The organism is Sphingobacterium sp. UBA7249 (assembly GCF_002472835.1).
In the GTDB taxonomy this organism is placed as follows: Bacteria; Bacteroidota; Bacteroidia; order Sphingobacteriales; family Sphingobacteriaceae; genus Sphingobacterium; species Sphingobacterium prati.
Window position 1 is genome coordinate 309768 of sequence record NZ_DKST01000015.1, and the last position, 24905, is coordinate 334672.

A 24905-nucleotide genomic window follows, 5' to 3' on the forward strand; every position below is an offset into this window, starting at 1 on the left:
CGGAATGTTTTCATTGCTAATAAAATTTTAATTAAGTTTGATAGGAATCATGACTACTGAACTTTCCAACATACTCATTGTATCACTGCTTGTAGCTTTTATTGTCCTGTTGATTTTTTATATATTATTGACACGGAAATACAATAAGCTGCGCGTGGAGGAGCTGCGGCATAAAGAACTTTTTCAACGCATGGATAATGAGCAAATGGATCATGTGCATCGCAATCGTCTAAACCCACATCTGCTGAAAAATTCGCTCAATGGCATTCTTTCCCATGCCTATCAAACCTACTATACCATGGATAAGTTGGCGATGGTGTTGGACTATGTATTATATGAAAGTGAAGCGGAACTTGTCTCTCCAAAAGCCGAGATAGAATTTGCACGTAATCTAATTGAAGTCAACAAGGTCAAGTTAAGCCCTTTGTTTGATATGCGTGTTAAATTTGATATTGACGAATTGAACGAGTCTTTATTGGAGCGTCCTGCGCTGGTTCCATTGATGACCGTAGATCTTATTGAAAATGCATTTAAACACGCCGATTTTCACCATAGCGACTCCTTTATCTCTATAGTGCTTAGTTTTCGTAACGGTTTGTTGGAATTGACCGTCAGCAATAAAATATCGAAGCGGTCTCCCTTGTACAAAACTAAGGGGGGAATAGGAAGCAAGACTTTGGAAGAACGGTTGATGCTCTATTATCCGGATAGGCATGAATTAAAGCGCTTCGTAGAAAATGATGTCTATAACGCTTACCTTCAGATCAGATTGTATGAGAATTGAAAAAGCATTGAAATGCATCTTACTGGATGATGAACTGCCCAGTCTGCGATTTTTGAAGATGCTCTGTGAACAAATTCCGGGCTTAGAGGTTGTCAGGGCCTTTAATGACCCAGCTGTATTACTCAACGAATACAAAAGTTTAGATTTTGATTTTTGCATCCTGGATATTGAGATGCCTCAATTTAACGGCTTTGATATCGCGAAGGTACTGGAAGATTATCCCATTGTTTTTTCGACAGCGTATAAACAGTACGCCAGTGATGCTTTTGATATCAACGCAGTCGATTATATGCGTAAGCCAATATCTTTGCCACGGCTCCAGCAAGCGATTTTAAAGGTTGAACAGACCATAAATAATCGACAAACAGACATTTCTCCCTTCGCTCAATTTAATACAAATAAGGGAAAAGCAATACTCCATTTTAATCAGGTAGACTATATTCAAATTGCAGAAGTAGACAGTCGGGATAAGACGGTATTCCTGTCGGATCGATCCTCCATTTTATTGAAAAATATCAGCTTCGACAAGTTGCTAACCATTTTGCCCGAGCAAGATTTTATCCGTATCAGCAAAAAGGAAATTATCGCCCTCAAAATTGTGAAATTCTTTTCGGCTGATGTGATCACCAGTAACCTGATTGATGAGCAGGAATTGCCTATTCTTTTTAGCTTGGGAGAATCTTATAAAAAATCATTCATCGAGAAATTTGATTGATTACAAAATTCATCGAGTTCATTACATATTTTCCGTTTCTTAGTCCCCAGTAATATTTAAAGCGGCTATAGAGTTTTATTTTTGTTGTGGTTGTTTGCTCGAATTGATGGATAGTCAACTTTCGGACGGACATGTATCTGCTATTTACAACAATTTTATTTAAAGCGAAAAGATGAAGAAATACAAGAATACGATTTTTTATGTGACCTTAATCGGTACTTTACTTATAGTGATGTATTGGGTGATCCATTTGGGTACACAGTTGCAAAGCCAGGAGCTACTTACCGGTGCAAAAACAAGTCAGGGTGCCTGGGCGGATTTTAAATCTACCCTGTTGCACAGTCTTCAGCATCCATTAGCTATACTGCTTGCACAGATTGTGACGATTATCATTGCCGCCCGCGTGATGGGGTGGATATGTATCAAGATTAAACAACCAGTCGTTATTGGTGAAATGCTGGCCGGCATTATTCTAGGACCTTCCTTATTGGGACTTTATTTCCCTGAATTCTCACATACCTTATTTCCAGTAGAGTCCTTAAGTAACCTCCAGTTTTTAAGCCAGATTGGATTGATCTTATTTATGTTCATTATCGGGATGGAGCTGGACTTGAATGTGCTGCGGAATAAAGCACATGACGCCGTGGTGATCTCCCATGCGAGTATCGTTATTCCTTTTACTCTTGGGATTTCCCTGGCCTATTTTTTATACCTATATCATCCACCTGCTCAGGTAGAGTTTTTGTCCTATAGTTTGTTTATCGGTATTTCAATGAGCATTACTGCATTTCCTGTCTTGGCTAGGATTGTACAGGAGCGGGGGCTTCAGAAAAGTAAGCTTGGTGCGATGGTCATTACCTGCGCTGCTGCGGATGATATTACGGCCTGGTGTATTTTGGCTGTGGTAATTGCGATTGTGAAAGCTGGGGATTTTGCCAGTGCTTTGTATACGATAGCATTGGCAATAGCTTATGTATTACTAATGATAAAAATTGTGCGTCCTTTCCTTATGCGGGTGGGAGAAGTAAAAGGTACGCGTGAAGGTTTGAGCAAACCTGTTGTCGCTATTTTTTTTATTGTGCTTTTATTTTCTGCCTATGCAACTGAAGTCATCGGCATACATGCGCTATTCGGTGCTTTTATGGCGGGGGGCCNNTGCTTTTATGGCGGGCGCCATCATGCCTGAAAGTAGTCGTTTCCGAACAGCATTTATTGAGAAAATTGAAGATGTATCCACACTTTTGTTGCTACCACTATTTTTCGTATACACTGGACTTCGTACACAGATCGGTTTATTGAATGATCCACAGCTATGGATGATAACCGCTGTGATTATTTTGGTTGCCGTAATCGGTAAATTTGCAGGGAGCACATTGGCTGCCCGCTTTGTTGGACAAAGCTGGAAAGACAGCTTAAGCATCGGTGCACTGATGAATACTAGGGGGCTCATGGAACTGATCGTATTGAATATCGGGTATGACCTTGGCGTACTCAGCGCCGAACTATTCTCAATGATGGTCGTTATGGCATTGATCACTACTTTTATGACCGGACCTTCGCTTGACTTGATCAACTATCTATATCGGCTCAAGAAGCCTTCGATCCAACAGGAAATTCAAAATAAATCAAAATTTAAGATCCTACTGTCATTCGCGAAGAGTAATACGGGAATTTCATTGCTTCATCTGGCGGATGCACTTACTTTAAAGTCCAAAAACACGGCCGAGATTACCGCGTTGCACATCGAGCCCTCCAATGAACTTCATCATTACGAAGTTGAAACACAGGAACAGGATAGTTTCCGGGAAATAAAGGAGGTTGCAGCAAATTTAGAACAGCCTATCCAGACGATTTTCAAAATTTCCAGTGACATTGATAGCGAAATTGTTCAGACTTCAAATGAACAGCGCCAGGATCTACTTTTGCTAGGCGTAAGTGAATCGATATATGAAGGAAGTCTTTTGGGGCGATTTTTGGATTTTACGTCACGAATTATCAATCCAGAGAAATTGTTCCATACCGTGACAAATGCCGAATCACCGTTTACTGCTTTTGACAGAAATCAGCAGATCAATGCCAAAGTCAATGCGATGGTAGGAATTTTGATTGACAAAAATTTTGTCAAGGCCCGTCGTGTTATCGTTCCAATACTATTGAAAAATGATGAATTCCTAACAGCGATCATCCAGCGCTTAATTCATCATTCAGATGCACAGGTGATGGTATGGGATTTTGATCAAATCTTGCGCAAGCAAGAAAGCTTCCGGGAGAGGCTAAGACAGCTGGAACAACTGGTGCCCAATCATTTGACCATATTGGAAGAGAAGAATCTCGATGCTGACTTGTGGGCACAGCAAGACCTAATGCTGATTAGTTTACCTTGTTGGCATAAGATTGTAAATAAAAAGATGGATTGGCTCCACCATACGCCGTCCACCTTGCTACTTGCTGATCGAAAAAAATAAGAATATATACAAATCGGGCCGAAACAAAATAGTTTCGGCCCGATTTGTATATGTTGTAATAATAGAACTGGAAGCTATTTTGCTACCTTATTCACTTTGATTTTCAATCCGATCAATTTTTCAATATCACTGAGATAAGGTCTCTCTTCCACATCGCAAAAAGAAATGGCATTACCTTCTAGACCCGCTCTACCTGTCCGGCCAATGCGATGTACATAGGTTTCAGGCACATTAGGCAAGTCATAATTGATGACCATCGGCAATTGCTCGATATCGATTCCACGTGCGGCGATATCGGTAGCAATCAGAATTTTCAGTCGATTTTCCTTAAATTCTCCCAGTGCCTTTTGTCGCGCATTTTGTGATTTATTACCATGAATTGCAGCTGCGCGTAGTCCATTTTTGGCCAACAATTTGACGATCTTATCAGCACCATGTTTTGTGCGCGAAAATACAATCGTACGATCTTGTTTGAACTGTTTAAGCAAGGTCGTCAGCAATCTTATTTTCTCTTTTTTCTCAATAAAGTAAACCGACTGATTCACTTTTTCAGCGGTCGAGCTTACGGGAGTTACATCCACCTCAACAGGCTTATGTAGTATACCATGGGCAAATTTACGGATATTGGGCGGCATCGTCGCCGAAAAAAACAGCGTCTGTCTTTTCTCGGGTACTTTTGCCAGGATTTTTTTAATATCATGGATAAAGCCCATGTCAAGCATATTGTCAGCTTCATCAAGGATTAATACCTCAATTTTATCCAGGAAAATCAATTTCTGATTCATCAGATCCAATAGTCGACCCGGTGTTGCAACTAAAATATCCACACCTTTTTTGATTTCTTTGACCTGTCTATCTTGATTGACACCGCCAAAAATGGTGCAATAATTTAGCTTTAGGTGTTTTCGATATAAATTGATATTCTCACCTATCTGAATAGCAAGCTCACGTGTGGGGGTGAGGATCAGGGCACGGATGGGCATTGTCTTACCATCAGCATGTATATTCTTTTCGGATAGACGTTGTAACAAAGGTAGGGCAAATGCCGCTGTCTTTCCCGTTCCTGTTTGTGCACAACCAATAAGATCCTGGCCATCTAATATGACGGGGATAGCTTTTTGTTGTATTGCTGTGGGGGTTGTATATCCTGTTTCAGAGATTGCCTTGAGGAGAGGAGATATTAAATTGAGTTGTTTGAATTCCATTAAATATGACTAGGAAAATAAGCTTAAAGTAAGACCCTTTATATAATTTTATCAGTATTCAATAAGCGACTAGATGCATTTTTTGCAGCATCTGCTATGAATATGTATAATGAAAATAACAAGGGAAGAATACGAAAAAGAAATGGGATAAATCATTAAGAATTACCCCATTAACAAGAAAGTGTATTTTTTGGATTACGCCAATTTTACGTTTGTAGCGTTGATTCCTTTTGGAGTTCTTTCTACATCATAAGTTACAACGTCGCCTTCAGATACTTGGTTCTTAAGAGCAGAAACGTGTACGAAAACGTCTGCGCTACCATCCTCTGGTGTAATAAAACCAAAACCTTTAGTTTCATTGAAAAATTTAATTTTACCTGTATTCATTATTTTTAATTAAGTTCTGCAAGGTAGGTATAATAAATGACTAATCTTTTATTTTTCGTTGAAATAACAAAGTTTTTTTTCATATTCAATATTTATCTATAGCTAATCAACCTTTAAATGGAACTGAGAGTGCTTTTTGTTTGAATTCAAAGGCAGTAGAGGAAATATCAATTACTTCGCTCTGTAACAGGGGTATCTATAAGAGCAAATGATCAGTAAGTACAGATCGACCGATTTTATCCGTATGCTCAAGGAACGCTCTAAAGAACACCGCTATTCTGATCGTTTCGAATGTCGATATATATTTTACAATGTTTATAATATAGGCTTAAATTGAATTTTGTATTTTCATTAATAACTTAAACTATTGCGCGTATAAACCAACAGATGATGAATAGAAAAGACTTTATCCGAACTTCCAGTATTTTAGCCGCCTCTACATTGATGCTCAAGAGCCAGGCCGCCAGCTTATTTGATCAACCACTCCGGGTGGGCGTGATCGGGGTCAACGGTATGGGCTGGTCTGACCTTAACGCCTTGTTAAAGCAGGGTGGTGTGATTTGCACAGCGCTTTGTGATGTAGATGAAAATATCTTAAGTAAAAGGGCGAAAGAACTTCAGGATAGAAATATCAAGGTGGCAACCTATGTCGATTATAAAAAAATGCTGCTTAGTCCGGATGTAGATGCAGTAATCATCGCGACCCCTGACCATTGGCATTGCCTCCAAATGATCGATGCTGTAAATGCCGGAAAGCATATTTATATTGAAAAACCCATTGGTAATTCCATTCGGGAATGTCAGCTTATGCTGCAGGGCGCAACTAAAAATAATGCGATTGTCCAGGTTGGCCAGTGGCAACGTAGCCAGCAGCATTTTAAGGACGCCATTGATTTTGTACATTCGGGTAAACTAGGGAAAATACGATTGGTAAAGGCTTGGTCTTATCTAGGCTGGAAAAATAGCATTCCGATTCAGCCCGATGGACCCATACCTGTGGGGGTACATTATATGAATTGGTTAGGGCCGGCCACAAAAAGACCTTTTAATAGTAATCATTTTCATTTCAACTTCCGATGGTTTTGGGATTACGCTGGCGGCCTAATGACCGATTGGGGGGTACACATGCTGGATTATGCTCTGCTCGGGATGAAAGTTTCTGACCCGAAATCTGTTATGGCTTCCGGTGGCAAGTTTGCCTTTCCGGATGATGCCGGCGAGACACCGGACACTATGACTGCAGTATACGAATTTGACAACTTTAATGTTCAGTGGGAGCATGCAAAGGGTATAGATTTAGGGCCTTATAACCGCAACCATGGCGTAGCATTTATTGGCAACAACGGAACTTTGGTCCTAAATCGCGGCGGCTGGGAAGTAATCCCTGAGAAGGGAAGAATGGAGGCTGTCGCCTTGCAGCCTTCTGTCGACAATGGTTTGGAGAAACATATGGCCAACTTCGTGGACGCCATTCGCAAGAAAAATCCCCTCATACTGAATGCTCCACTTGAAGCCGGAGCCCATATCGCTATTTTTTCGCAATTGGGAAATATCGCCTATAGGACGGGAAAAAAGCTCTATTGGGATAAACAAAAACAGCGTTTTAATGATGAAGAAGCAAATAAATACCTAGCTTCAGTCTATCATAACGGTTATAAATACCCCAAAGTTTAAGTGTGTAGAAAAAAGGATTTATTGAAGAGATTGCTCAATCGCCAGGGTATTTAGGTTGACCAATGTATATCCTGCGTTTAAGCTGAAATAATTTTAGAAGCTTAAACGCAGGATATGCCCTAGATATTGAGCGGCCTGTTGATCCTTGTTTCGATAAGAATACTAAGGGGCTGGATGCACCTAGTGAAAAACAAACTCGTTAGCGATGTGGATCTCTTCCTGATTAATGGAATGACCAAAGTTAGGATATACAGCGAGTTTGATATTAGCATGCTGGGCTTCTAGGATACTAACGCTTGCATTGACACGTTCCAGCGGAACATGGAAATCTGGGTCGCTGGTGCCAATAAATATTGGTGTTTGCTCAAAATCTCCCATATATTTATCTGAATCAATTTTCTCACCGATTAGTCCCCCAATAATGGCGACCGCACCGCCGTACCGTCTGGCATTACGCGCCAAAAATTCAAGTGTTAGGCAGGCACCTTGTGAAAAACCAAAAAAATAGATATTTTCCGTTTGCACTCCTTTGTCCAAAGCAAGTTGCACCGTATTTTCAATGACTTCAATTGCCGAACTTAACCAGGGCTCATTATTTTGTTCAGGCGCCATAAATGAATGTGGATACCAGGTGTAATTGTCTGCTTGTGGGGCGAGTAATGCATAATCGCCTACATTGAGATAAGCCGACATGCTCAGGATATCTGTTGCATTGCCACCACGGCCATGTATCATGATCAATGCTTTTTTTGCATTTTCTAGACTATGTCCTGCTGTTTTGATGTTATTCGAATGACGCATGATTTTCCTTCCTATATTGTTTTCTTAAACCATACATCGGCATAGGTGTCAGGGTGCCGGTGAAATTGTGCATTTACGTAAGGACATAAAGGGACAATCTGCATCGCACTTTCCCGTGCATAGGACACCAATTTTTCCAATAATATTTTTGCAAATCCTCTACCTTCAAAGGCTTCATCGACTTCCGTATGGTAGACGACCAATCTTCCATCTATAATGGCAATGCTCATTAAACCAGCTTTTGTTTCATCGGAGAATAATTGAAGTTCACCACGCTGATTTTTATCCAGTACAATTTCTGTTCTTTCCATTGTATTACTGTATTTAATATTGTTTATGTTATTCTTAATCTAATTTTGGTAAAGTCGCTTCGATTTGTGGCCGGTGGCTTTCGTATTGTTTTGGTAATTTAAGCGCTGTACCGAGACTTTCTAGGGGTTCATCAACAGTAAATCCGGGATTATCTGTTGCGATTTCGAATAATACACCTCCCGGTTCACGAAAGTAAAGCGAGAAAAAGTAATCCCGATTGATTTTTGGTGTAATATCCAGACCTGCGGAGAGCACCTTTTCGCGATATTCCATTAGGATGTTATCGTCTTTTACCCGAAATGCGACATGGTGATTCGTACCAGCAGCATTACGGCCGAAAGGGAGATTCGGGTCTGCGAGAATGTCTACGATGTTCGCAGTGGCTATGCTGTCGGTTTTTAACCTATACCGTCCGTTCTCTTGTCCTTGTACTGCGTATCCTAATATATCTGTTAGAACTTTTAGCGTAGGATCAGCTTGTTTTAAGGAGAGGGTTATATTATGAAATCCCTTTAATGCATTTTCACTATTGATATCTGCCGTTGTCCATACACTTCTATCATCTTTCGTCAACGGTTCAATAAATTGTATTTGTAATCCATCAGGATCGGTAAATGAGACTAATTTTTCTCCGAAAATTTCATCTTCCAGAAAAGCTACATTGTGCGCTGTTAATCTGTTTTTCCAGAATACAAGGCTACCCTCTGGGACGGCATAACCAATGTGGGTCGCCATTCCAGCACCCTGTGTACCTTTGCCAATACCTTCCCAAGGGAAAAATGTAAGAATGGTGCCTGGGCTGCCTTGCTCATTTCCAAAATAAAAATGATAGGTGCCCGGGTCGTCGAAATTGACAGTTTTCTTTACAAGTCGAAGTCCTAAGACTTTTGTGTAAAAATCAAGATTTCGTTTTGCATTATCAGCTATCGCGGTAATATGATGCAGTCCTAATATTTTATTATTCATAATTGTTTTTTTATTTTCTTAACTGTTGTAAAATTACGGCAGCTGAAAAACAAAATCATTGAACTAGATTAATAAAAAACAGGAATTGATTTTTTGTTTTAATTTGTTGGTAACTTTTAAAATAATCAGCTCGCAAACAAAAAACACCGGAAGTTGGAGACTTCAGGTGTTTTTAACCTAACCAATTATTAACCTAAATTTATGAAATGTATATTTCTGAATAGTGTACTACGAGATGATTTTCAATTATCATGCCATATTTTATGGTCAATTTTTGCGTAAAGGACGATTGTTTTGAAAACAAAATTTTGGGCCAAATGTTGTTTATTGGATACAGTAAATACCGGGCTGGGAATGTAATCAATTCTTTTTTTATGTTATAAATAGATCCAAACAATGAAAACAAGTACAAAATTTATACTGTCGGCAGCAATCGTAGCTCTTCTATTTAACGGATGCCAGCAGAGCCAACAGGCTAAGGAGGAGAAAGGGCAGACGCAGTTGGATATCAACAAAGAGAATAAACGAATTGTATTGGATTTTTATCAGCAGATGTTCGGAGATAAAGACCTTTCTGCCGTCGACCGTTATATAGCCCCGGAATATATTCAGCACAATCCGGCGGTAGCGGATGGTGCAGCCGCATTTAAGGCTGCTGCTGCAAAGTGGTTTGAAGGGCAGCCAAAAACCAAGATTGATGTACAGCATATTGCTTCCGATGGGGATCTGGTTTTTATCCACCTTAAAAATAAAAATGCTGATGGCAGTCTTAAATCAACGATAGACATCTTTCGTTTAGAAAACGGAAAGATTGTTGAACACTGGGATGCACAGCAAGATGTACCCAAAGAGTCTGCCAACAGTCATCCCATGTTTTAATCTTTTAGCGTGTTTTTGGTTTAAGAATGCTGTTCCTTTATAAAAAAAGCCTATATTTAATACACTATCCTAAATAAGGTAACATTTATTAAGTAGAAAATAATTAATCTAAATGAAGCGAATCTTAGGTGCAGGCCTTTTTTATATCCTTATCTCCGCTTGTAGCGTCCATCACACCCCAAAAGAAAATCCATATGTGTATTTACAAAACCCTGGGCGGGAGACGAAAAAATGGAAGCTTGTGTGGGAGGAAAATTTTAATTCATCAAATTTGGATACAAGCAAATGGAGCCGGATTCCAGCAGGGGGATCAGACTGGAATCGGCACATGAGTCAGGATGATGCTTGTTTTGGATGGGAAAAAGGAGAAATGATTCTGAAAGCAATCAAAAATACCGACCAGCAGAAAGATGCACGACCGTTTCTTACCGGAGGAATATGGAGTAAAGGAAAATTTGCTTTCCAATATGGACGTATTGAAATAAGAGCCAAACTTGGCAGTTCCCAAGGCGCCTGGCCGGCTATGTGGATGCTTGCCGAGTTGGATAAATATGGGCGGTACCCGCGAAATGGTGAAATTGATATCATGGAGCACCTTAATTTTGATGATATTATTTATCAAACTACCCATTCACATTATACGTTGAATTTAGGACAGAAGGATAATCCCAAACATTCAGGAACCGCAAAAGTCAATGCGGAGGACTACAATGTGTATGGTATCAGCTGGTATCCAGATCGGATTGTATTTCAGCTGAATGGTGTGGATACATTTACCTATCCACGGATATCTGGTGTCGATGAGTCCCAATGGCCCTACGATCAACCTTTTTACCTGTTGATTGATCAGCAGCTTGGCGGAACTTGGGTAGGGAAAGTGGATTTGAAGCAGCTACCGGTCGAAATGCGGATAGATTGGGTCAAGGTTTACCAATAATAAACAGGAACTAAGATTTAGAAGAAATGCTGTGTACCAGTAAGATGGGATTTTAGTCGAAATTAAGTGACAAAAACTTAACATACCGAGCAGAAAAATAATGTTTATTTTTGATCCCAATTATGGAAGATAATACAATATTTAAGATTAGTCATAAAATAAAAGAGATCCGCAAGGAGAAGGGGATTACCATACAGGAAGTTGCTGATAAGGCCGGAGTAAGCAAAGGGCTGATATCACAGATTGAGAATAACCGGACCATACCTTCTCTGTTGGTGTTAATTAATATTATTAATGCACTGGATGTTGATCTGAATGAATTCTTTAAAGATTTTAATTCCGAATTGGATGCAGGGCCGGTTGTTGTCCGAAAAAAGGATAGCTATACATCCTTCGAAAAAGAGCATGCCCTTGGATTTCACTACAAACGTATTTTCACCTCAGCAATAGAGAGTTCCACGATGGATATTGTACTTCTGGAACTGTTGCCCGATGCACAACGCCCGATGGTAGAGACGGAAGCTTATGAGTATAAATATATCATCAGCGGACAAATTGAATATATCTTTCAGGATCAAAGTATTCAGCTGGAAGAGGGAGATTCCATATTCTTTAATGGGCGGCTTTCACATACACCTCGTAATATAGGGAAGGAAAAGGCTTTAATGCTCATTATATATTTCTTCGAAAATAAACGGTAATTCCATTCCGTTAACACATCAATAAAAAAGCATCAATGAAAATTTTCATTGATGCTTTTTTATTGATGGTTGTACAATGTCAGTTCGGTTACTTATATTTGTTTATAAATACTTAACAAAAGTTTAGTGTTGTGTTAATTTCCAGAATTTACTTTTGATTGCGGACAATGAGGTCCGTCAGCAATTCTAAATCATGGATTTGAACCAGCTAATAAAAAAACGGATAGCAGGGTTAGACGAACGGTCAGTAGCCTTTTTACTGGCTATTACAGCATTTTTATGTTATACAAGTATGTATTCATTCCGAAAATCGTTTACGGCTTCGGCTTTTGCCAATGAATCTATTTTGGGTATAGATTATAAAGTGTGTATGGTTATTATTCAGATGTTGGGTTATCTGTTTTCTAAATTCTATGGGATTAAATTTATCTCAGAGAGCAAACATCGGAATCGAGGACGTTATCTACTTACTCTAATTTGTATTTCATGGATTGGCTTATTGGCTTTTGCACTATTCCCCAAACCATGGAATGTACTCTTTCTTTTTATCAATGGTTTCCCATTGGGAATGGTTTGGGGTTTGGTATTTAGCTATCTGGAAGGTAGACGATATACGGAAATTATGGGCGCAGTGATGTCTGTCAGCTTGATTTTCGCGTCCGGCTTTATTAAAACGGTAGGAAAATGGCTCATGTCCACTTTTCATGTCAATGAATTCTGGATGCCTTTTTTCACAGGTATGCTCTTTTTTATACCCTTTGTCCTGTGTATTTGGATTCTGGAAAATGCGCCAGGCCCAACTGCGCAAGATAAGCAGTTGCGGACCGAACGTGTAGCGATGGATGCCGGCATGCGTAGACATTTTTTCAAGGTATTTATGCCGGGCATTATTCTGACCATTATTATTTATACAATGTTGACGATTTTACGTGACGTTCGCGATAATTTTGAGATAGAGATCTGGCAGATGCTGCATCTGAAAGGAGCCGGGATATTTGCAAAAGTTGATGGAACGATTGCTTTGATTGTCTTGATTTTAATAGGCTGTTTAATTATGGTAAAAGACAATTTGAAGGCATTTAGGTTGATCCATTATATGATTATTTTGGGCTTTCTTACCGCTGGGCTTTCGACTTATTTATTTTCCATGCATTGGATTGGGGGGCTCAGTTGGATGTTACTCGTCGGTTTGGGGCTATATATGGCTTATATTCCCTATAATGCCATATTTTTTGAACGCATGATTGCGACTTACCGTATGAAAAGTAATATTGGTTTTGTCATGTATATGGCTGATTCCGTTGGCTATCTAGGGAGCTTTTTAATTTTAATGAATAAAGAATTTTTACCAAATTCAGTCACTTGGGGTGCTTATTTTATTCAGCTGGTTTATCTAGCGTCCATTATAGGTGCTATTTTGGGGATCTTTTCGTTAGTTTATTTCGTTCGGAAGAGAGAGCAGATGAAAACGAAGAAAGAGGATGAATTGGTTCAGCCCTGGCAAGCGGGGAGTGGCGAAGTACAAATAAGTTAATGCTAATTATTTTAAAGAATGAAAACAAATACATACGATTTAATTATTGTCGGCGGTGGTATCTTGGGAACTTTTCATGCATATCATGCGTTGAAAAAAGGCTTAACAGTGCTCCAGCTGGAAAAGGATAATTTTCCTGTTGGATCCACCGTGCGCAACTTCGGACAGGTTGTGCCATCAGGGATGGCGGGGGAATGGTTTGATTACGGTGTCCGCGGATTGGAAATATATCAATCCATCCAGCAGGACATGGATATATCCATTCGGAACAATGGCAGTATTTATATTGCTTCTGATGCTGACGAAGTTCAGGTCATTCACGAGCTGTCTGCACATTATCAAACGAAGGGATATGAACACGCCCTATGGTCCAAAGCGCAAATTCTGGCAAAATATCCAGCTATGAGTGCCGATTACGTTCAAGAAGCTATTGTTTTTGATCAGGAGCTGAGTGCCGAACCCGAAACAATGATCCGTCAGTTGCATATCTATATGCAGACAAAATTCGAAAAATATACGCTTAAATATGATACAACTGTTATCGCTTGTGAAGATGCCAATGAAAAGGCACGCTTGACAACAAGTAGCCTCGAAGTTTTTGAGGGAGCGAAAATCATTATTTGTAATGGCTACGAATTTAAGATCTTATATCGCTCTTTGTTTGACGATAGTGGTCTCGAAATTAGCAAATTGCAAATGATGCGTACAAAACCTTTGCATCAGCTCCAGCTACCTGGAAATATCCTGACGGGATTAACAATTCGCCGGTATGAAAGCTTTGAAGAATATTGCCCATCATTCGGTTCTATTCCAGTACCTGAACACTACAATGAATTGCGTAAATACGGTATACATATTCTGTTTAAACAGGCGACGGATGGCAGTATTATCGTGGGCGATTCACATGAATATGCGGCTGGAAATCGATTGGATGACTTGGGGTTTGCTGTTGATACCTATGTCAATGAGCTCATGATTGCCGAAGCTAACCGTATTATTCCGATGAAGCAAGATTGGATTGCTTCCTCTTGGTCAGGTTTCTACGCGCAGCATAAAGACCACATTCTCGAAGTTGATGTCAGTCCAAGAATACATGTGCGTACCGGTATCGGAGGTAAAGGGATGACGGCCAGTGCCGGATATGCTGAACGTAATATTGAGCATCTTTTTTAATATCACTGTGTTCTCGGAGAAGAAGGTCCTACTAAACAATTGTAGGACCTTTTGTTTTTAAGTCGTTTTATACATTTATCTCTTGATCGTGTAATGGTCAATATTTCTGCAGCTTAAAGTACACTTTACTTTAGAAAAAACTTAATTCTTAAGAAGATCGATCAAACGACAACAATGATATTAAGCTAATCTTCATTTCTAGAACCAACTATTTTGAATTAGGATTGTTCCTTTAGAGAACGTATCTAATGATATTTCCTTATTATTTATGTGTGCAACAATGTTTTTGTTAACTTCACGAACACAATAAACCATATATAACAAATAGCAATTTATGGCAAGTCAAAATTTCCCCGAAAATGAGAAGCAAAGAATAGAGAAATTAAAGTCCTATGAGTTAATGGGATTAGGGAAAGAGCCAGAATTGGATGTATTTGCCCAGGCTGCTTGTTTGATAACAGATTGTCCAGCTGCATTGATTGCCATGATGGAGGAGCATACACAACGTATACAAAGTTGTGTGGGCATGGAGCTGGATACCGTTGAGAGAAAGAATACCGTTTGTCAATACACTATAATGAGTAAAGAGGTGCTTGTTATCGAAGATACTTTTGAAGATCCGCGCTCATCCTCTAATCCGTTGATACGTGAAGGCAATATTCGTTTTTATGCTGGTATACCGCTTCTAGATGATGACGGAGACGCGCTGGGAACCATTTGTGTCATAGATTTTCAACCCAAGTCACTTTCTGATAAACAACGTCATCTCCTGGAAGAATTAGGAAAAGGAGTGACTAAAATCCTTCTGGGAAAAAAAAGAAAACGACAGGCAGGTTATTTCTCCGAAATCTTCCAATTAACGAATAATGTGATTTGTGTATTAGATGAAAGTTGTCAAATCAAAGATGTTAATCCAGCCTTTACCAACATATTAGGGATCCCGAGGCTCGATAGCATTGGGAAATCCTTGTTTACATTACTGCAGGATGAATCAAAGATCTTAGCAGCTGATTTAAAAAAGATCCTGAGTGTGGATTATGATATTCAATCTACCTCTTTGACGCTTATAGCGGATGGCAGTGAAGTGATTATCGAATGGCACTTTAAATATGACGCCATCAATCATGAAATTCTGGCCTTTGGCCGTAACGTTACAAAAGAACGGCAGGAAAAACTGAAACTGGAGAATTCGGAGCGCCGATTCCGAAGTTTTTTTGAGAACGCAATCGGGCTTATGAGTATGCATGATATGGAGGGGAATATTCTCGCTGTGAATGAAAAAGGTAGGGCGATGCTTAAATACGAACAGCAGGAGGTTAAGTCGCTTAATCTGAGGAAATTGGTTCCACCCCATCACGTGGGACTGGTTGAAGAATACCTAAAGCGTATCGCTAAGAATAAAGAGGACTCCGCAATGATGGTCTTACAGACAAAAGACGGTGAAGATATTTATTGGCTTTATCATAATATGGTGGAGGTTGATGAAGAGGGCAAACCCTATGTGGTCAGTACGGCATTAAATATGACTGATCGCATGCGTCTCGAGAACGATCTACTGCATACCAAACAGATTCTAGAACAGACCAATGCCGTTGCTCAAGTCGGTGGATGGGAAGTGAACCTCGCTGAAAATAAAGTATATTGGTCCGACTCAACAAAATTAATTCATGGTGTTGATCCGCATTTTACACCTGATTTTGAACACGCTATTGGCTTTTATGAACCGGATAGCCAACTAGCACTGCGGCATATATTCGAAGAATCGGTCCGTAATAGAAGACCCTATGATACGGAACTTCGCCTGTTAAAACAGAATGGAGAAACAATCTGGGTCAGGGTAAAAGGAATCCCTGAATTTGAGAATGATGTCTGTAAGCGTGTATTTGGTATCATTCAGGATATTGATAAGAGTAAATCGCTGTATTTGGAACTGGAACGTAAAGAATCCATGTTGCGTGCCTTTGTAAATTACGTGCCCGCGTCCGTTGCGATGTTTGACCGTGATTTTAATTATGTGTCGCTGAGCAATCAATGGATTGAAGATTTTCATAAGGATGAAAATCAATTGATCACTAAAAACCTGTTTGAACTTTTTCCTGATATTCCGGATCAGCGAAAGAAAATCTATCAAGATGCATTGCAGGGCATACCCTATAAGAATGTAGACGAAGTTATTCAGGTCGGCGGAATTGCCGAACCACAACACTTCAACTGGGAGGTAAGACCATGGCACCTGACGGATGGAAGTATAGGCGGAATAATTATCTTCACGCAGAATATTACGGAATCTGTACATATCAACGAAGAGTTAAAACGCGCAAAAGAATTGGCAGATTTGGCGAGTAAAGCCAAATCCGAATTTTTGGCGAACATGAGTCACGAAATTCGCACGCCATTGAATGGCGTAATTGGATTCTCAGATTTATTACTGAAAACTCCTTTGAATGATACCCAAATGCAATATCTAGGGTATATTAATGAATCTGGCAACAGTTTGTTGAATATCATCAACGATATTCTGGACTTTTCGAAGATTGAGTCCGGAAAACTTGAGCTCTTTGTCGATAAATATAATGTATATGATATCGCAAACCAAGTGATTAATGTCGTATTATACCAAGCGCAAAGAAAAGAAGTCGAATTGCTTTTGAATATCGAACAAGGATTGCCGGCCTTTATATGGGTTGACGAAGCGCGTATTAAACAAGTCCTTATTAATTTATTGGGCAACGCGGTTAAGTTTACGGAAAAGGGTGAAATCGAATTTAAAATAAGTAGACTCCATCATGAAAGCGATAAACTAAGTCTGCGCTTTGAGGTGCGTGATACGGGAATAGGAATACCTGAGGAAAAACAGCTGCGTATTTTTGATGCATTTACCCAGGAGGACAGTTCTGTCAGCAAACGATATGGCGGAACTGGGCTAGGACTGACCATCTCTAATAATTTATTAAAGTATATGGGTAGCAAGTTAAACCTAACCAGTCAATTAGGAAAAGGATCGACATTCTACTTTGATATTGAAGTTGCCTGTGAAGATATGGAAAGCCAAGATGCAGATTTGCCATTAAATAGAGTACTTGTGGTGGATGATAATGCCAACAACCGTATTATTCTGCAACACATGCTTGCTTATAAGCAGGTTGAATCTGTCTTGGCGGAAAATGGCATGGAAGCATTGCAATTGCTAATGAAAGGCGAACGATTCGATGTGATCTTAATGGATTATCATATGCCTATTTTATCTGGACTTGAAACCATTGAAAAGATTAAGGAACTCTTTCGGCACCAGGGAGAGGGCATTCCATTGATTGTATTGCATACGTCTTCTGAAGAACACGAGGTAATTTCAGCATTTAGACAGGAAGAACGCTCGTTTTGCCTACTGAAACCCATTAAATCGGACGAATTATATCAGACCTTGCGCAGAGCAATCCAACAGAACAAGGAAGAAATAGGACAGGCGAAAGCTAATCCATCGCTAAATGCAAATGCTTACGGTAGGGGGATCCAAGTTTTGCTGGCTGACGACAACGCCGTAAACATGGCCTTAAATTTAAGAATGATGGCCAGTATTATGCCGGATGCAATTTTGACAGAGGTGTCAAACGGAGCAGAAGCGATCCGGACTTGTGAAGAGAAATATTTTGACCTTATCCTGATGGATGTGCAAATGCCGGAAGTTGACGGTATCGAAGCAACTAAAAAAATCCGCCAGATGCAGCAATATCAAAACACGCCGATTATTGGTATTACGGCTGGTAATGTTTCTGGAGAAAGGGAGCGCTGTCTAGCGGCTGGTATGTCTGACTTTTTGGCTAAACCCATTCGGCAGCAGGACTTGTTCAATGCGTTACAACAGGCTATGTTATCAGTCGAAGTTTCTGAAGCACCAGGAACAGAAACAGATGATTTAGCGATGCATTTGGATATGCAGCGTTTAAATGAACAAGCCGGCGATGATCCTGCATTTTTATCCTTCTTCCTTGACTTGGTCATCAAAGAGATTACTGCCTCCAAAGCACAAATTGCAGCGGTAAAAAGCGACAATGACCTGAAGCGTATTAAGGAACTTTTACATAAATTGAGGGGAACCTCCTCAACGGCTGGACTCATTAAGCTTGCACAATTGACGAAAGAATTGGAAACCAATATTTCGTCTGAAACCGATCTGTCAGAAGCCTTTGTGGCTATTGAAGAAGAGATGGAGACCGGGTTGGATTTGATTACAAAAATTTTAAATAGATAGGACTATGTTGATTTTAATTGCCGAAGACGACGAGTTAATTTTACGCACCGTAGAACACAAATTAATAAAAGAAGGCCACGAAGTAGTTTTAACCAGAAATGGCCGCGAGGCCATCGAAAAAATCAGTGAATTGGATTTAGACTTGGTGGTGACTGATATCATGATGCCTTTTGCCTCTGGAATAGAAATTCTTTCAGCTATTAAAAGTATCGGAAAAAAGATTCCGGTCATTGTATTGTCGAGCATGGGACAGGAAGAGGTTGTTGTGGATGCCTTCGACCTTGGTGCTTCCGACTTTATGGTTAAACCATTTAGTCCAAATGAGTTGATGTTGAGAATAAAACGGCTAACAGATAAATAGCGTTAAACTATGCATTATGATATCGCGCTACACGAACTTATCTTGGCGATCATCGTCGTCTTGATCCTGGTATTGCTACTGATTATTTCGGTATTGGCCTATAGTTTTTATAGCTATAGAATTTTACATTACCGTCATTTGTGGAAGCAAATTATCGAGTATAAGGTTATGGAGACGATTGTTGGCGGTGAGGGAAATAGCGAACAGGATAGTGCATTCAGTAAGCATTTGAAAGAGCCATCATTCCGGACGCTTTTTTTGAATGTGCTGGTCGACTCTGACCGAAAATTTTCAGGGGCAGCCAAACAAGCTATTCATTCGTTGTTTCATCAGTTTAAATTAGAAGATGAAGCTTGGCGAAAACTTCGTCAGCGGAAAGATTATCTTGTCGCTGGTGGTATACGGGAACTGGCTACGATGAATGTTGAAGCAGCAATTCCAGAAATTAATGCCAAGCTAAATGATGATCGTACGGCCGTTTATCAAGAGGCGCAATATGCAATGGTGAGCTTTAAGGGTTATGAAGGTCTCGGGTTTTTGGAGCATTTTGATAAACCCTTATCAGATTGGCAGCAACTCCGTCTTTTATACTCCATCCATAAAATACCTGAACAATCTGACTTACAGGTGGATGTGTGGTTAAAGAGTAAAAATGACTCCGTTGTTATATTTACCCTTCGCTTGATTAGAAAATTTAGATTAATGACCTATTATACGGCGATCTATGAATTGCTCAGCCATAGCGCCACTGCCGTTCGTGTGCAGGCTATACGAACGATGCAAGCCATTGAAAACAGCATGACGGTCGGACAGTTTATAGCCTGCTTTGATCAACAGCCAATTGAAGTTCAGCTCGAAATTTTAAAATCCATGAAGGTCGCAAGGAGTAGAGAAAGTGAAGGGTTTTTGAGGCAACAATTGTGGGATCATCAGGAGGTCTCTATCAAAATCGCTGCGGCAGAAGTGCTCGTCGTTTTAGGGGAAAGATATTATTTACAAGAAATTTCGCAGCGGGCAGATACATACGACCAGCTTCAACAAATTATTAAACACGCTTTGCAAGAGAAAAAATGTTAGAATTTTCCCATATTGTATATGAAATTTTAGTTTGGCTATTTTTGCTTTATTCTGCTGCGGTATTCCTTATTTACACGTGGATAGGTCTATATGCTTATGGGGCAGTATTTCGTTACAAACATAATAATACCTTTACGGATTATAGTATTATTGCCACAAATCCCAATGCACCTACTTTTAGCTTGATCGCTCCAGCTTACAACGAGGGAATGACGATTGTCGAAAATGTTCGGTCATTATTGTCTCTCTATTACCATAACTTGGAAATTATCATTGTGAATGATGGCAGTAAGGATGACTCCATACAAAAACTGATCGCATCTTATCAGCTCGAGCCAACTTCCTTTTTTGTTCAGGGAAATATTAAGACCAAGAAAATAAGAGGAATTTATAAAAGTAAAAATCCTGCTTTTAAAAAACTTATCGTGGTTGATAAAGAGAATGGTGGTAAAGCGGATGCACTTAATGTTGGCGTCAATATCTCATCCGGTGATTACATTGTTTGTATTGATGTAGATTGTATTCTTGAGCAAGATGCCATATTAAAACTAGCTAAGCCTTTTTTGGAACAAACAGATAAGCGTGTTATCGCTTGCGGGGGCGTCATACGTTTGGCTAATAACTGTCATGTGGTTAATGGATCTGTCGTGGATGTCAACCTGCCAAAATCGTGGTTAGGACGCACACAGGCGCTGGAATATATCCGTGCTTTTATTTTAGGGCGGATGGCTTGGTCCAGGGCTTCGGGACTGATCCTAATTTCTGGGGCATTTGGTGCCTTTGACCGTCAGATCGTCCTTGCTTGCGGGGGATATGACAAAAATACGGTGGGCGAAGACATGGAACTTGTCGTTCGGATGCGACGCTATATGGAAGAGCAAAAGCAAGCCTATAAAGTTGTCAATATTCCAGATCCCTTATGTTGGACCGAAGTGCCTGAATCCAAAGAGGTCTTGCGTAAACAGCGTAACCGCTGGATGAGGGGTACCATGGAAACGTTATGGAAGCATCGCAAACTGATGTTTAATCCTAAATATGGCCGTTTTGGTATGATCAGTATGCCTTATTGGTTTTTCTTTGAGTTTTTGGGGCCAGTGGTCGAATTTACAGGTTACATTGTTTTCGCGGTTTTTTTTATTCTCGGTATTATCAATTGGCCTTTTTTCTTCGCCTTATTTGGTTTGGTAATTGCCGCTGGAGTACTCTATTCGATCTATGCTATCCTAGTGGATCTGGTTAGTCACCAAGTGTATACAAAAAAACGAGACCTTTCCACGCTTATCGCAACCGCTATACTTGAGCCGCTATATTTTCACCCTATTGTCGTTAAAGCCAGTGTACAGGGCGTGGTCGATTACTTCCGTAAACAGCATGGCTGGGGTGAAATGACTAGACAAGGTTTTCAGCAAAAAGAGGCAAACGAGTCCATTTGGAAATATATCGGTCTGCGATTCGCTTCAGCATTGCAGGGTATAAGCCCCGTGATGCTGGTTTTCTTTGTGTTATACATGTTATCTATTGGGGTGGAATGGTGGTGGTATGGCCGACGTTTTGCAGAAATTGCAGATGCGGGTAAATACCTGCTTGCTGATAACTTGCTGTTTGCTTTTCAAGCTTTAGCCTGTGTAGGTTTCGGGTATTTATTGTTTCAATTCCTCAGCAGTTTTTGGGCCAAATTCCTATTGGTTGTTTCGTTTTCATCTATCGTTGTCATCCAATTTATCCTGTTTTTGTACTTTGGAGAATCAAGAAATCTGCTTGGTGCAGATCTCTTTTATTACAGCTCCGAAGAGATGAAGCAGATTTTGGAAGCCAGCGGCATGTTGAGCTTTAAAAATATCGCCTTACTCTTGTTACTGATTGTGACGACTTGGATTCCGCTTTGGATTGCCAATAAGCGAACCTTTAAAAAGGCCTATGTAGGGATTGCACTCCTGTCGTTGGGTGCTGTATCCTATTTTATTTCTTCGGCTTTGATTTTGGGCACTCCTGCTACAAAGGATGAATTCGTGGCCAATGTTAGTCGAAGCAAGTGGCGTTATTTTTTTGAATCCAATTTATCAAATTATGCTGAAGAGCATCCCGGAATGTTGACTGCGCTCTATCAAGATGATGACGATGTGGATCCAAAAGAAATGGATCGTAAATTCCCTTTTTTGAAAACGGAAGATACGAAGGATTTTTTGGGAGCCTATTTACAGAAAACAACAAGAGCTCCAAATCTGGTCGTCCTCGTGATCGAAGGCCTAGGACATGCTTATAGTTCAGAAAATGGCTACATCGGTAATTTTACGCCATTTATAGGCACGTTAAAAAAACAATCGTTGTATTGGGAAAATAACATAAGTTCGTCCGGACGGACATTTTCTGTTTTGCCTACGCTAACGGGTTCGTTGCCATTCGCAGTGCATGGTTTTCTTGAACAGGATACATTGCCTAATCATTTTAATCTTTTTAATATATTGAAACACAATGGTTTCAGTACGGGGTTCTTTTATGGAGGGCATTCCAATTTCGATTTTATGAAAAAATTTATGGACTATAATAAAATCGATAAGCTTATTGATCAGGATGCTTTTGGTCCACCCTATAAAAAACTGCCTGAAAAAGGAGGCGAAAGCTGGGGTTATGAAGATCAGGCGGTGTTTAGCAAATTGCTTGAAGTACAGAAGCTACAGGAAAGGCCGTATTTCCATCTGCTTTTGACATTATCCACGCACAATCCTTTCTTGATCAACAATACAGGATATTACGAGCGGTTATTTGATCAACGAATTGCAGCGATGGATTTCTCACCAATGCAAAAAAAATGGGCCCAGGAAAACCGGACACAACTTGTATCCGTCTTAAATTTGGATGATGCGATAGAAAAGTTTTTTGCAGCATATAAAAAGAGACCGGATTTTGCAAATACTATTTTTATTATTACAGGCGATCATGCCATGCCTGAAATCCCATTGCAAAATAAAATTGACCGGTATCATGTACCGTTATTGATTTATTCGCCATTGCTAAAACAAGCGAAGACCTTTCGTAATATTGTGAGCCACTTTGACGTTGCTCCTTCATTGTTGGCCTACTATAGGGCAAATTTTGGCATCAAAACCCCTCAACAAGTGACCTGGATTGGTCAGGGCCTTGATCAAGGTACTTCGGGAAAAGGAACTGGGATAGCCATGATGCAGAGCAAAAGTCAACTGATCGATTTTGTACGGGGCAATTATCACCTTTCGGAAGGACAATTATATAAACTGGATGGAAACCTGAATGAAGACCCCGCTCCGGATAACATGAAAGACGAGATGTACAGGCACTTTGATTTGTTTAAGCGTAAAAATAAACTATTTTATACCCAAAAGCGCCTGCTGCCCGACAGTGTTTATACGAATTACTTTGGTACTTTGCCGAAAGACTAAAACTTGCGGATATAACCAAGGATGACGTCCAATTGATTTCCCTTTTCTTTTGGTCGGAATTCTTGGTTGTAATACGTACCGGAGATCGAAAAAAGGTTATTTTGCCTGACCGAAAAATTATATTCGGCACCAACTTTGAAAGTCTTCAATTTGTAGGAAGCGTTGTTCAAAAGATTATTTCGGTTTTCTTCTGGACTCAACCCTGTTCCTGCACTAAATCCGATGTAATCGTTTGCGCCTTTCGTGTAGTACCGTACTGTGCCGGTATACGATTGGGAGATATTTTCCTCACCAGGTGTAAGATAGGTTCTCAGATTGAACCAAAAGTTCTCATAATACTTTCCGACTGAGGCCGTATACATCCAGATATTGTCGCTGAAATAGAGTTGACGGTACCCAACTTCCCCTTCGAAACTATTTGGTAAATTGGCATACAGCGAGACGCCAGTTCGGTATTTTGCAAATATGCCAACATTATTGGAGTACCCCGCACCTACATAGAGATAAAATATCTTGGATAGACGTGGATAAGCTTCCATTTCAAACTGTATACCGTTTGCGGCAAATTTATTGGCATAGTTTGTTCTAAAGATCACAGATCCAATAGAGGTAGCCCGTTTATAGCTCAATCCAACGATGTGCCAGTTGTGATCAAATTGTTTGTCGAAATAGACGAAATTATAGGTTAACCCGATGGCGTTTTTAGCGGTATATTCCTCAATGTTCTTAGCCAATGATCGCGCTTCCGCGTTTTTCGGGTCAATCTTTAATAATTGGTGAACCGCATTTTCGGCGACCCCATAGTGATTTGCGCTGTAGTTGATCTTGGCTTTTAACAACAGTAGATCCTGTGATTCTGGGTGGTAATTTAGCCCCCTGTCTGTAAGCTGAGTTGCTTTCTCAGTCTGGTCATTCCAGTACTCAAGCGCTGCGTAGGCTAAAAAAAAGTCTTCATCCTTTGTATCTCTCTTATCGAGCTCATGAAAGAGCGTACGGGCTGAATCAATCTTGTCTGACCAGGTGTAAAGGCGCCCAAGAAAGATACTGATGTCGGTATAATCTGGAGCCTGTAGGAGTGCCTGTTTCGATAATTGAATGGCCTGCGGATAATCTTTTGAATCGAAGGCTACCTTGCGTGCTTTGGCGAAGAGATCATCAGCAGTGATTTTTGTCTCTTGGGCAATTGAAAATAAAGGTAATAAAGCGAGGGATAGTAATGGATAAATTACTTTTTTCATTCCAGATTGTATAGTTGACATATTAGCTTCC

At 40.0% G+C, this 24905-nt stretch carries 20 protein-coding genes; 14 read left to right on the plus strand and 6 right to left on the minus strand.

Features of this window, described 5'->3' with window-relative positions; translation table 11 throughout:
• Positions 1-49 precede the first annotated feature (49 nt).
• The 4 genes from B4A24_RS12040 (at position 50) to B4A24_RS12055 (ending at position 3964) form a co-directional block, all read left to right on the plus strand.
• Positions 50-784 (plus strand): histidine kinase, encoded by a 735-nt coding sequence (locus B4A24_RS12040; RefSeq protein ID WP_293945218.1) that lies wholly within the window; start codon positions 50-52, stop codon positions 782-784.
• The gene (locus tag B4A24_RS12045; protein ID WP_293945219.1) at positions 774-1499 is read left to right on the plus strand and encodes a LytR/AlgR family response regulator transcription factor; all 726 of its coding nucleotides are present in this window, start codon (positions 774-776) and stop codon (positions 1497-1499) included. The genes B4A24_RS12040 and B4A24_RS12045 overlap by 11 nt, the downstream gene beginning before the upstream one ends.
• A 406-nt stretch (positions 1500-1905) precedes the next feature.
• Complete coding sequence (locus B4A24_RS12050; RefSeq protein WP_422663676.1) at positions 1906-2685, plus strand: cation:proton antiporter; 780 nt, start codon at positions 1906-1908, stop codon at positions 2683-2685.
• A complete protein-coding gene (locus tag B4A24_RS12055) occupies positions 2678-3964 on the plus strand; it encodes a cation:proton antiporter (RefSeq protein WP_422663677.1) in 1287 nt (428 codons plus the stop codon). Before B4A24_RS12050 ends, B4A24_RS12055 begins: the two co-directional genes overlap by 8 nt.
• Positions 3965-4038: 74 nt before the next feature.
• Here B4A24_RS12055 and B4A24_RS12060 read toward each other — a convergent pair whose 3' ends face one another.
• Together B4A24_RS12060 and B4A24_RS12065 are read right to left on the minus strand one after the other, a co-directional pair.
• On the minus strand, positions 4039-5169 hold the full coding sequence (locus B4A24_RS12060; protein WP_293945222.1) for a DEAD/DEAH box helicase: 1131 nt from the start codon (positions 5167-5169) through the stop codon (positions 4039-4041).
• A gap of 195 nt (positions 5170-5364) precedes the next feature.
• On the minus strand, positions 5365-5556 hold the full coding sequence (locus B4A24_RS12065; protein ID WP_077434921.1) for a cold-shock protein: 192 nt from the start codon (positions 5554-5556) through the stop codon (positions 5365-5367).
• A 387-nt stretch (positions 5557-5943) separates the two neighbouring features.
• Here B4A24_RS12065 and B4A24_RS12070 point away from each other — a divergent pair, with 387 nt between their 5' ends.
• Positions 5944-7230: a Gfo/Idh/MocA family protein gene (locus B4A24_RS12070; RefSeq protein ID WP_293945223.1), complete on the plus strand. Its 1287-nt coding sequence runs from the start codon at positions 5944-5946 to the stop codon at positions 7228-7230.
• 180 nt (positions 7231-7410) lie between these two features.
• Here B4A24_RS12070 and B4A24_RS12075 read toward each other — a convergent pair whose 3' ends face one another.
• From B4A24_RS12075 to B4A24_RS12085, 3 genes are read right to left on the minus strand one after another with little or no spacing between them, the layout of a single operon-like run.
• A complete protein-coding gene (locus B4A24_RS12075) occupies positions 7411-8031 on the minus strand; it encodes an alpha/beta hydrolase (RefSeq protein WP_293945224.1) in 621 nt (206 codons plus the stop codon).
• Positions 8032-8042: 11 nt separating this feature from the next.
• On the minus strand, positions 8043-8342 hold the full coding sequence (locus tag B4A24_RS12080; RefSeq protein WP_293945225.1) for a GNAT family N-acetyltransferase: 300 nt from the start codon (positions 8340-8342) through the stop codon (positions 8043-8045).
• A gap of 34 nt (positions 8343-8376) precedes the next feature.
• Complete coding sequence (locus B4A24_RS12085; RefSeq protein ID WP_293945227.1) at positions 8377-9309, minus strand: ring-cleaving dioxygenase; 933 nt, start codon at positions 9307-9309, stop codon at positions 8377-8379.
• Between the two features lie 396 nt (positions 9310-9705).
• On the opposite strand from B4A24_RS12085, the gene B4A24_RS12090 reads away from it, so the two are divergent.
• The 9 genes from B4A24_RS12090 (at position 9706) to B4A24_RS12130 (ending at position 23636) form a co-directional block, all read left to right on the plus strand.
• Entirely contained in the window at positions 9706-10188 is a 483-nt protein-coding gene (locus tag B4A24_RS12090; RefSeq protein ID WP_293945229.1) for a nuclear transport factor 2 family protein, read from the plus strand.
• Between the two features lie 112 nt (positions 10189-10300).
• On the plus strand, positions 10301-11125 hold the full coding sequence (locus B4A24_RS12095) for a glycoside hydrolase family 16 protein (protein ID WP_293945231.1): 825 nt from the start codon (positions 10301-10303) through the stop codon (positions 11123-11125).
• 122 nt (positions 11126-11247) lie between these two features.
• The gene (locus tag B4A24_RS12100; RefSeq protein WP_293945233.1) at positions 11248-11826 is read left to right on the plus strand and encodes a helix-turn-helix domain-containing protein; all 579 of its coding nucleotides are present in this window, start codon (positions 11248-11250) and stop codon (positions 11824-11826) included.
• A 193-nt stretch (positions 11827-12019) separates the two neighbouring features.
• Entirely contained in the window at positions 12020-13360 is a 1341-nt protein-coding gene (locus tag B4A24_RS12105; RefSeq protein WP_293945234.1) for a DUF5690 family protein, read from the plus strand.
• 18 nt (positions 13361-13378) lie between these two features.
• Positions 13379-14533, plus strand: a complete 1155-nt coding sequence (locus B4A24_RS12110) for a TIGR03364 family FAD-dependent oxidoreductase (protein ID WP_293945236.1) — start codon at positions 13379-13381, stop codon at positions 14531-14533.
• A gap of 334 nt (positions 14534-14867) precedes the next feature.
• Positions 14868-18782, plus strand: a complete 3915-nt coding sequence (locus B4A24_RS12115) for a response regulator (RefSeq protein ID WP_293945238.1) — start codon at positions 14868-14870, stop codon at positions 18780-18782.
• A gap of 4 nt (positions 18783-18786) precedes the next feature.
• Entirely contained in the window at positions 18787-19143 is a 357-nt protein-coding gene (locus B4A24_RS12120; RefSeq protein ID WP_293945240.1) for a response regulator transcription factor, read from the plus strand.
• A gap of 9 nt (positions 19144-19152) precedes the next feature.
• Complete coding sequence (locus B4A24_RS12125) at positions 19153-20220, plus strand: hypothetical protein (RefSeq protein ID WP_293945242.1); 1068 nt, start codon at positions 19153-19155, stop codon at positions 20218-20220.
• Positions 20214-23636, plus strand: a complete 3423-nt coding sequence (locus tag B4A24_RS12130) for a sulfatase-like hydrolase/transferase (protein WP_293945244.1) — start codon at positions 20214-20216, stop codon at positions 23634-23636. The genes B4A24_RS12125 and B4A24_RS12130 overlap by 7 nt, the downstream gene beginning before the upstream one ends.
• Here B4A24_RS12130 and B4A24_RS12135 read toward each other — a convergent pair.
• Positions 23633-24874: a YaiO family outer membrane beta-barrel protein gene (locus tag B4A24_RS12135; RefSeq protein ID WP_293945246.1), complete on the minus strand. Its 1242-nt coding sequence runs from the start codon at positions 24872-24874 to the stop codon at positions 23633-23635. The genes B4A24_RS12130 and B4A24_RS12135 overlap by 4 nt on opposite strands.
• Positions 24875-24905 lie beyond the last annotated feature (31 nt).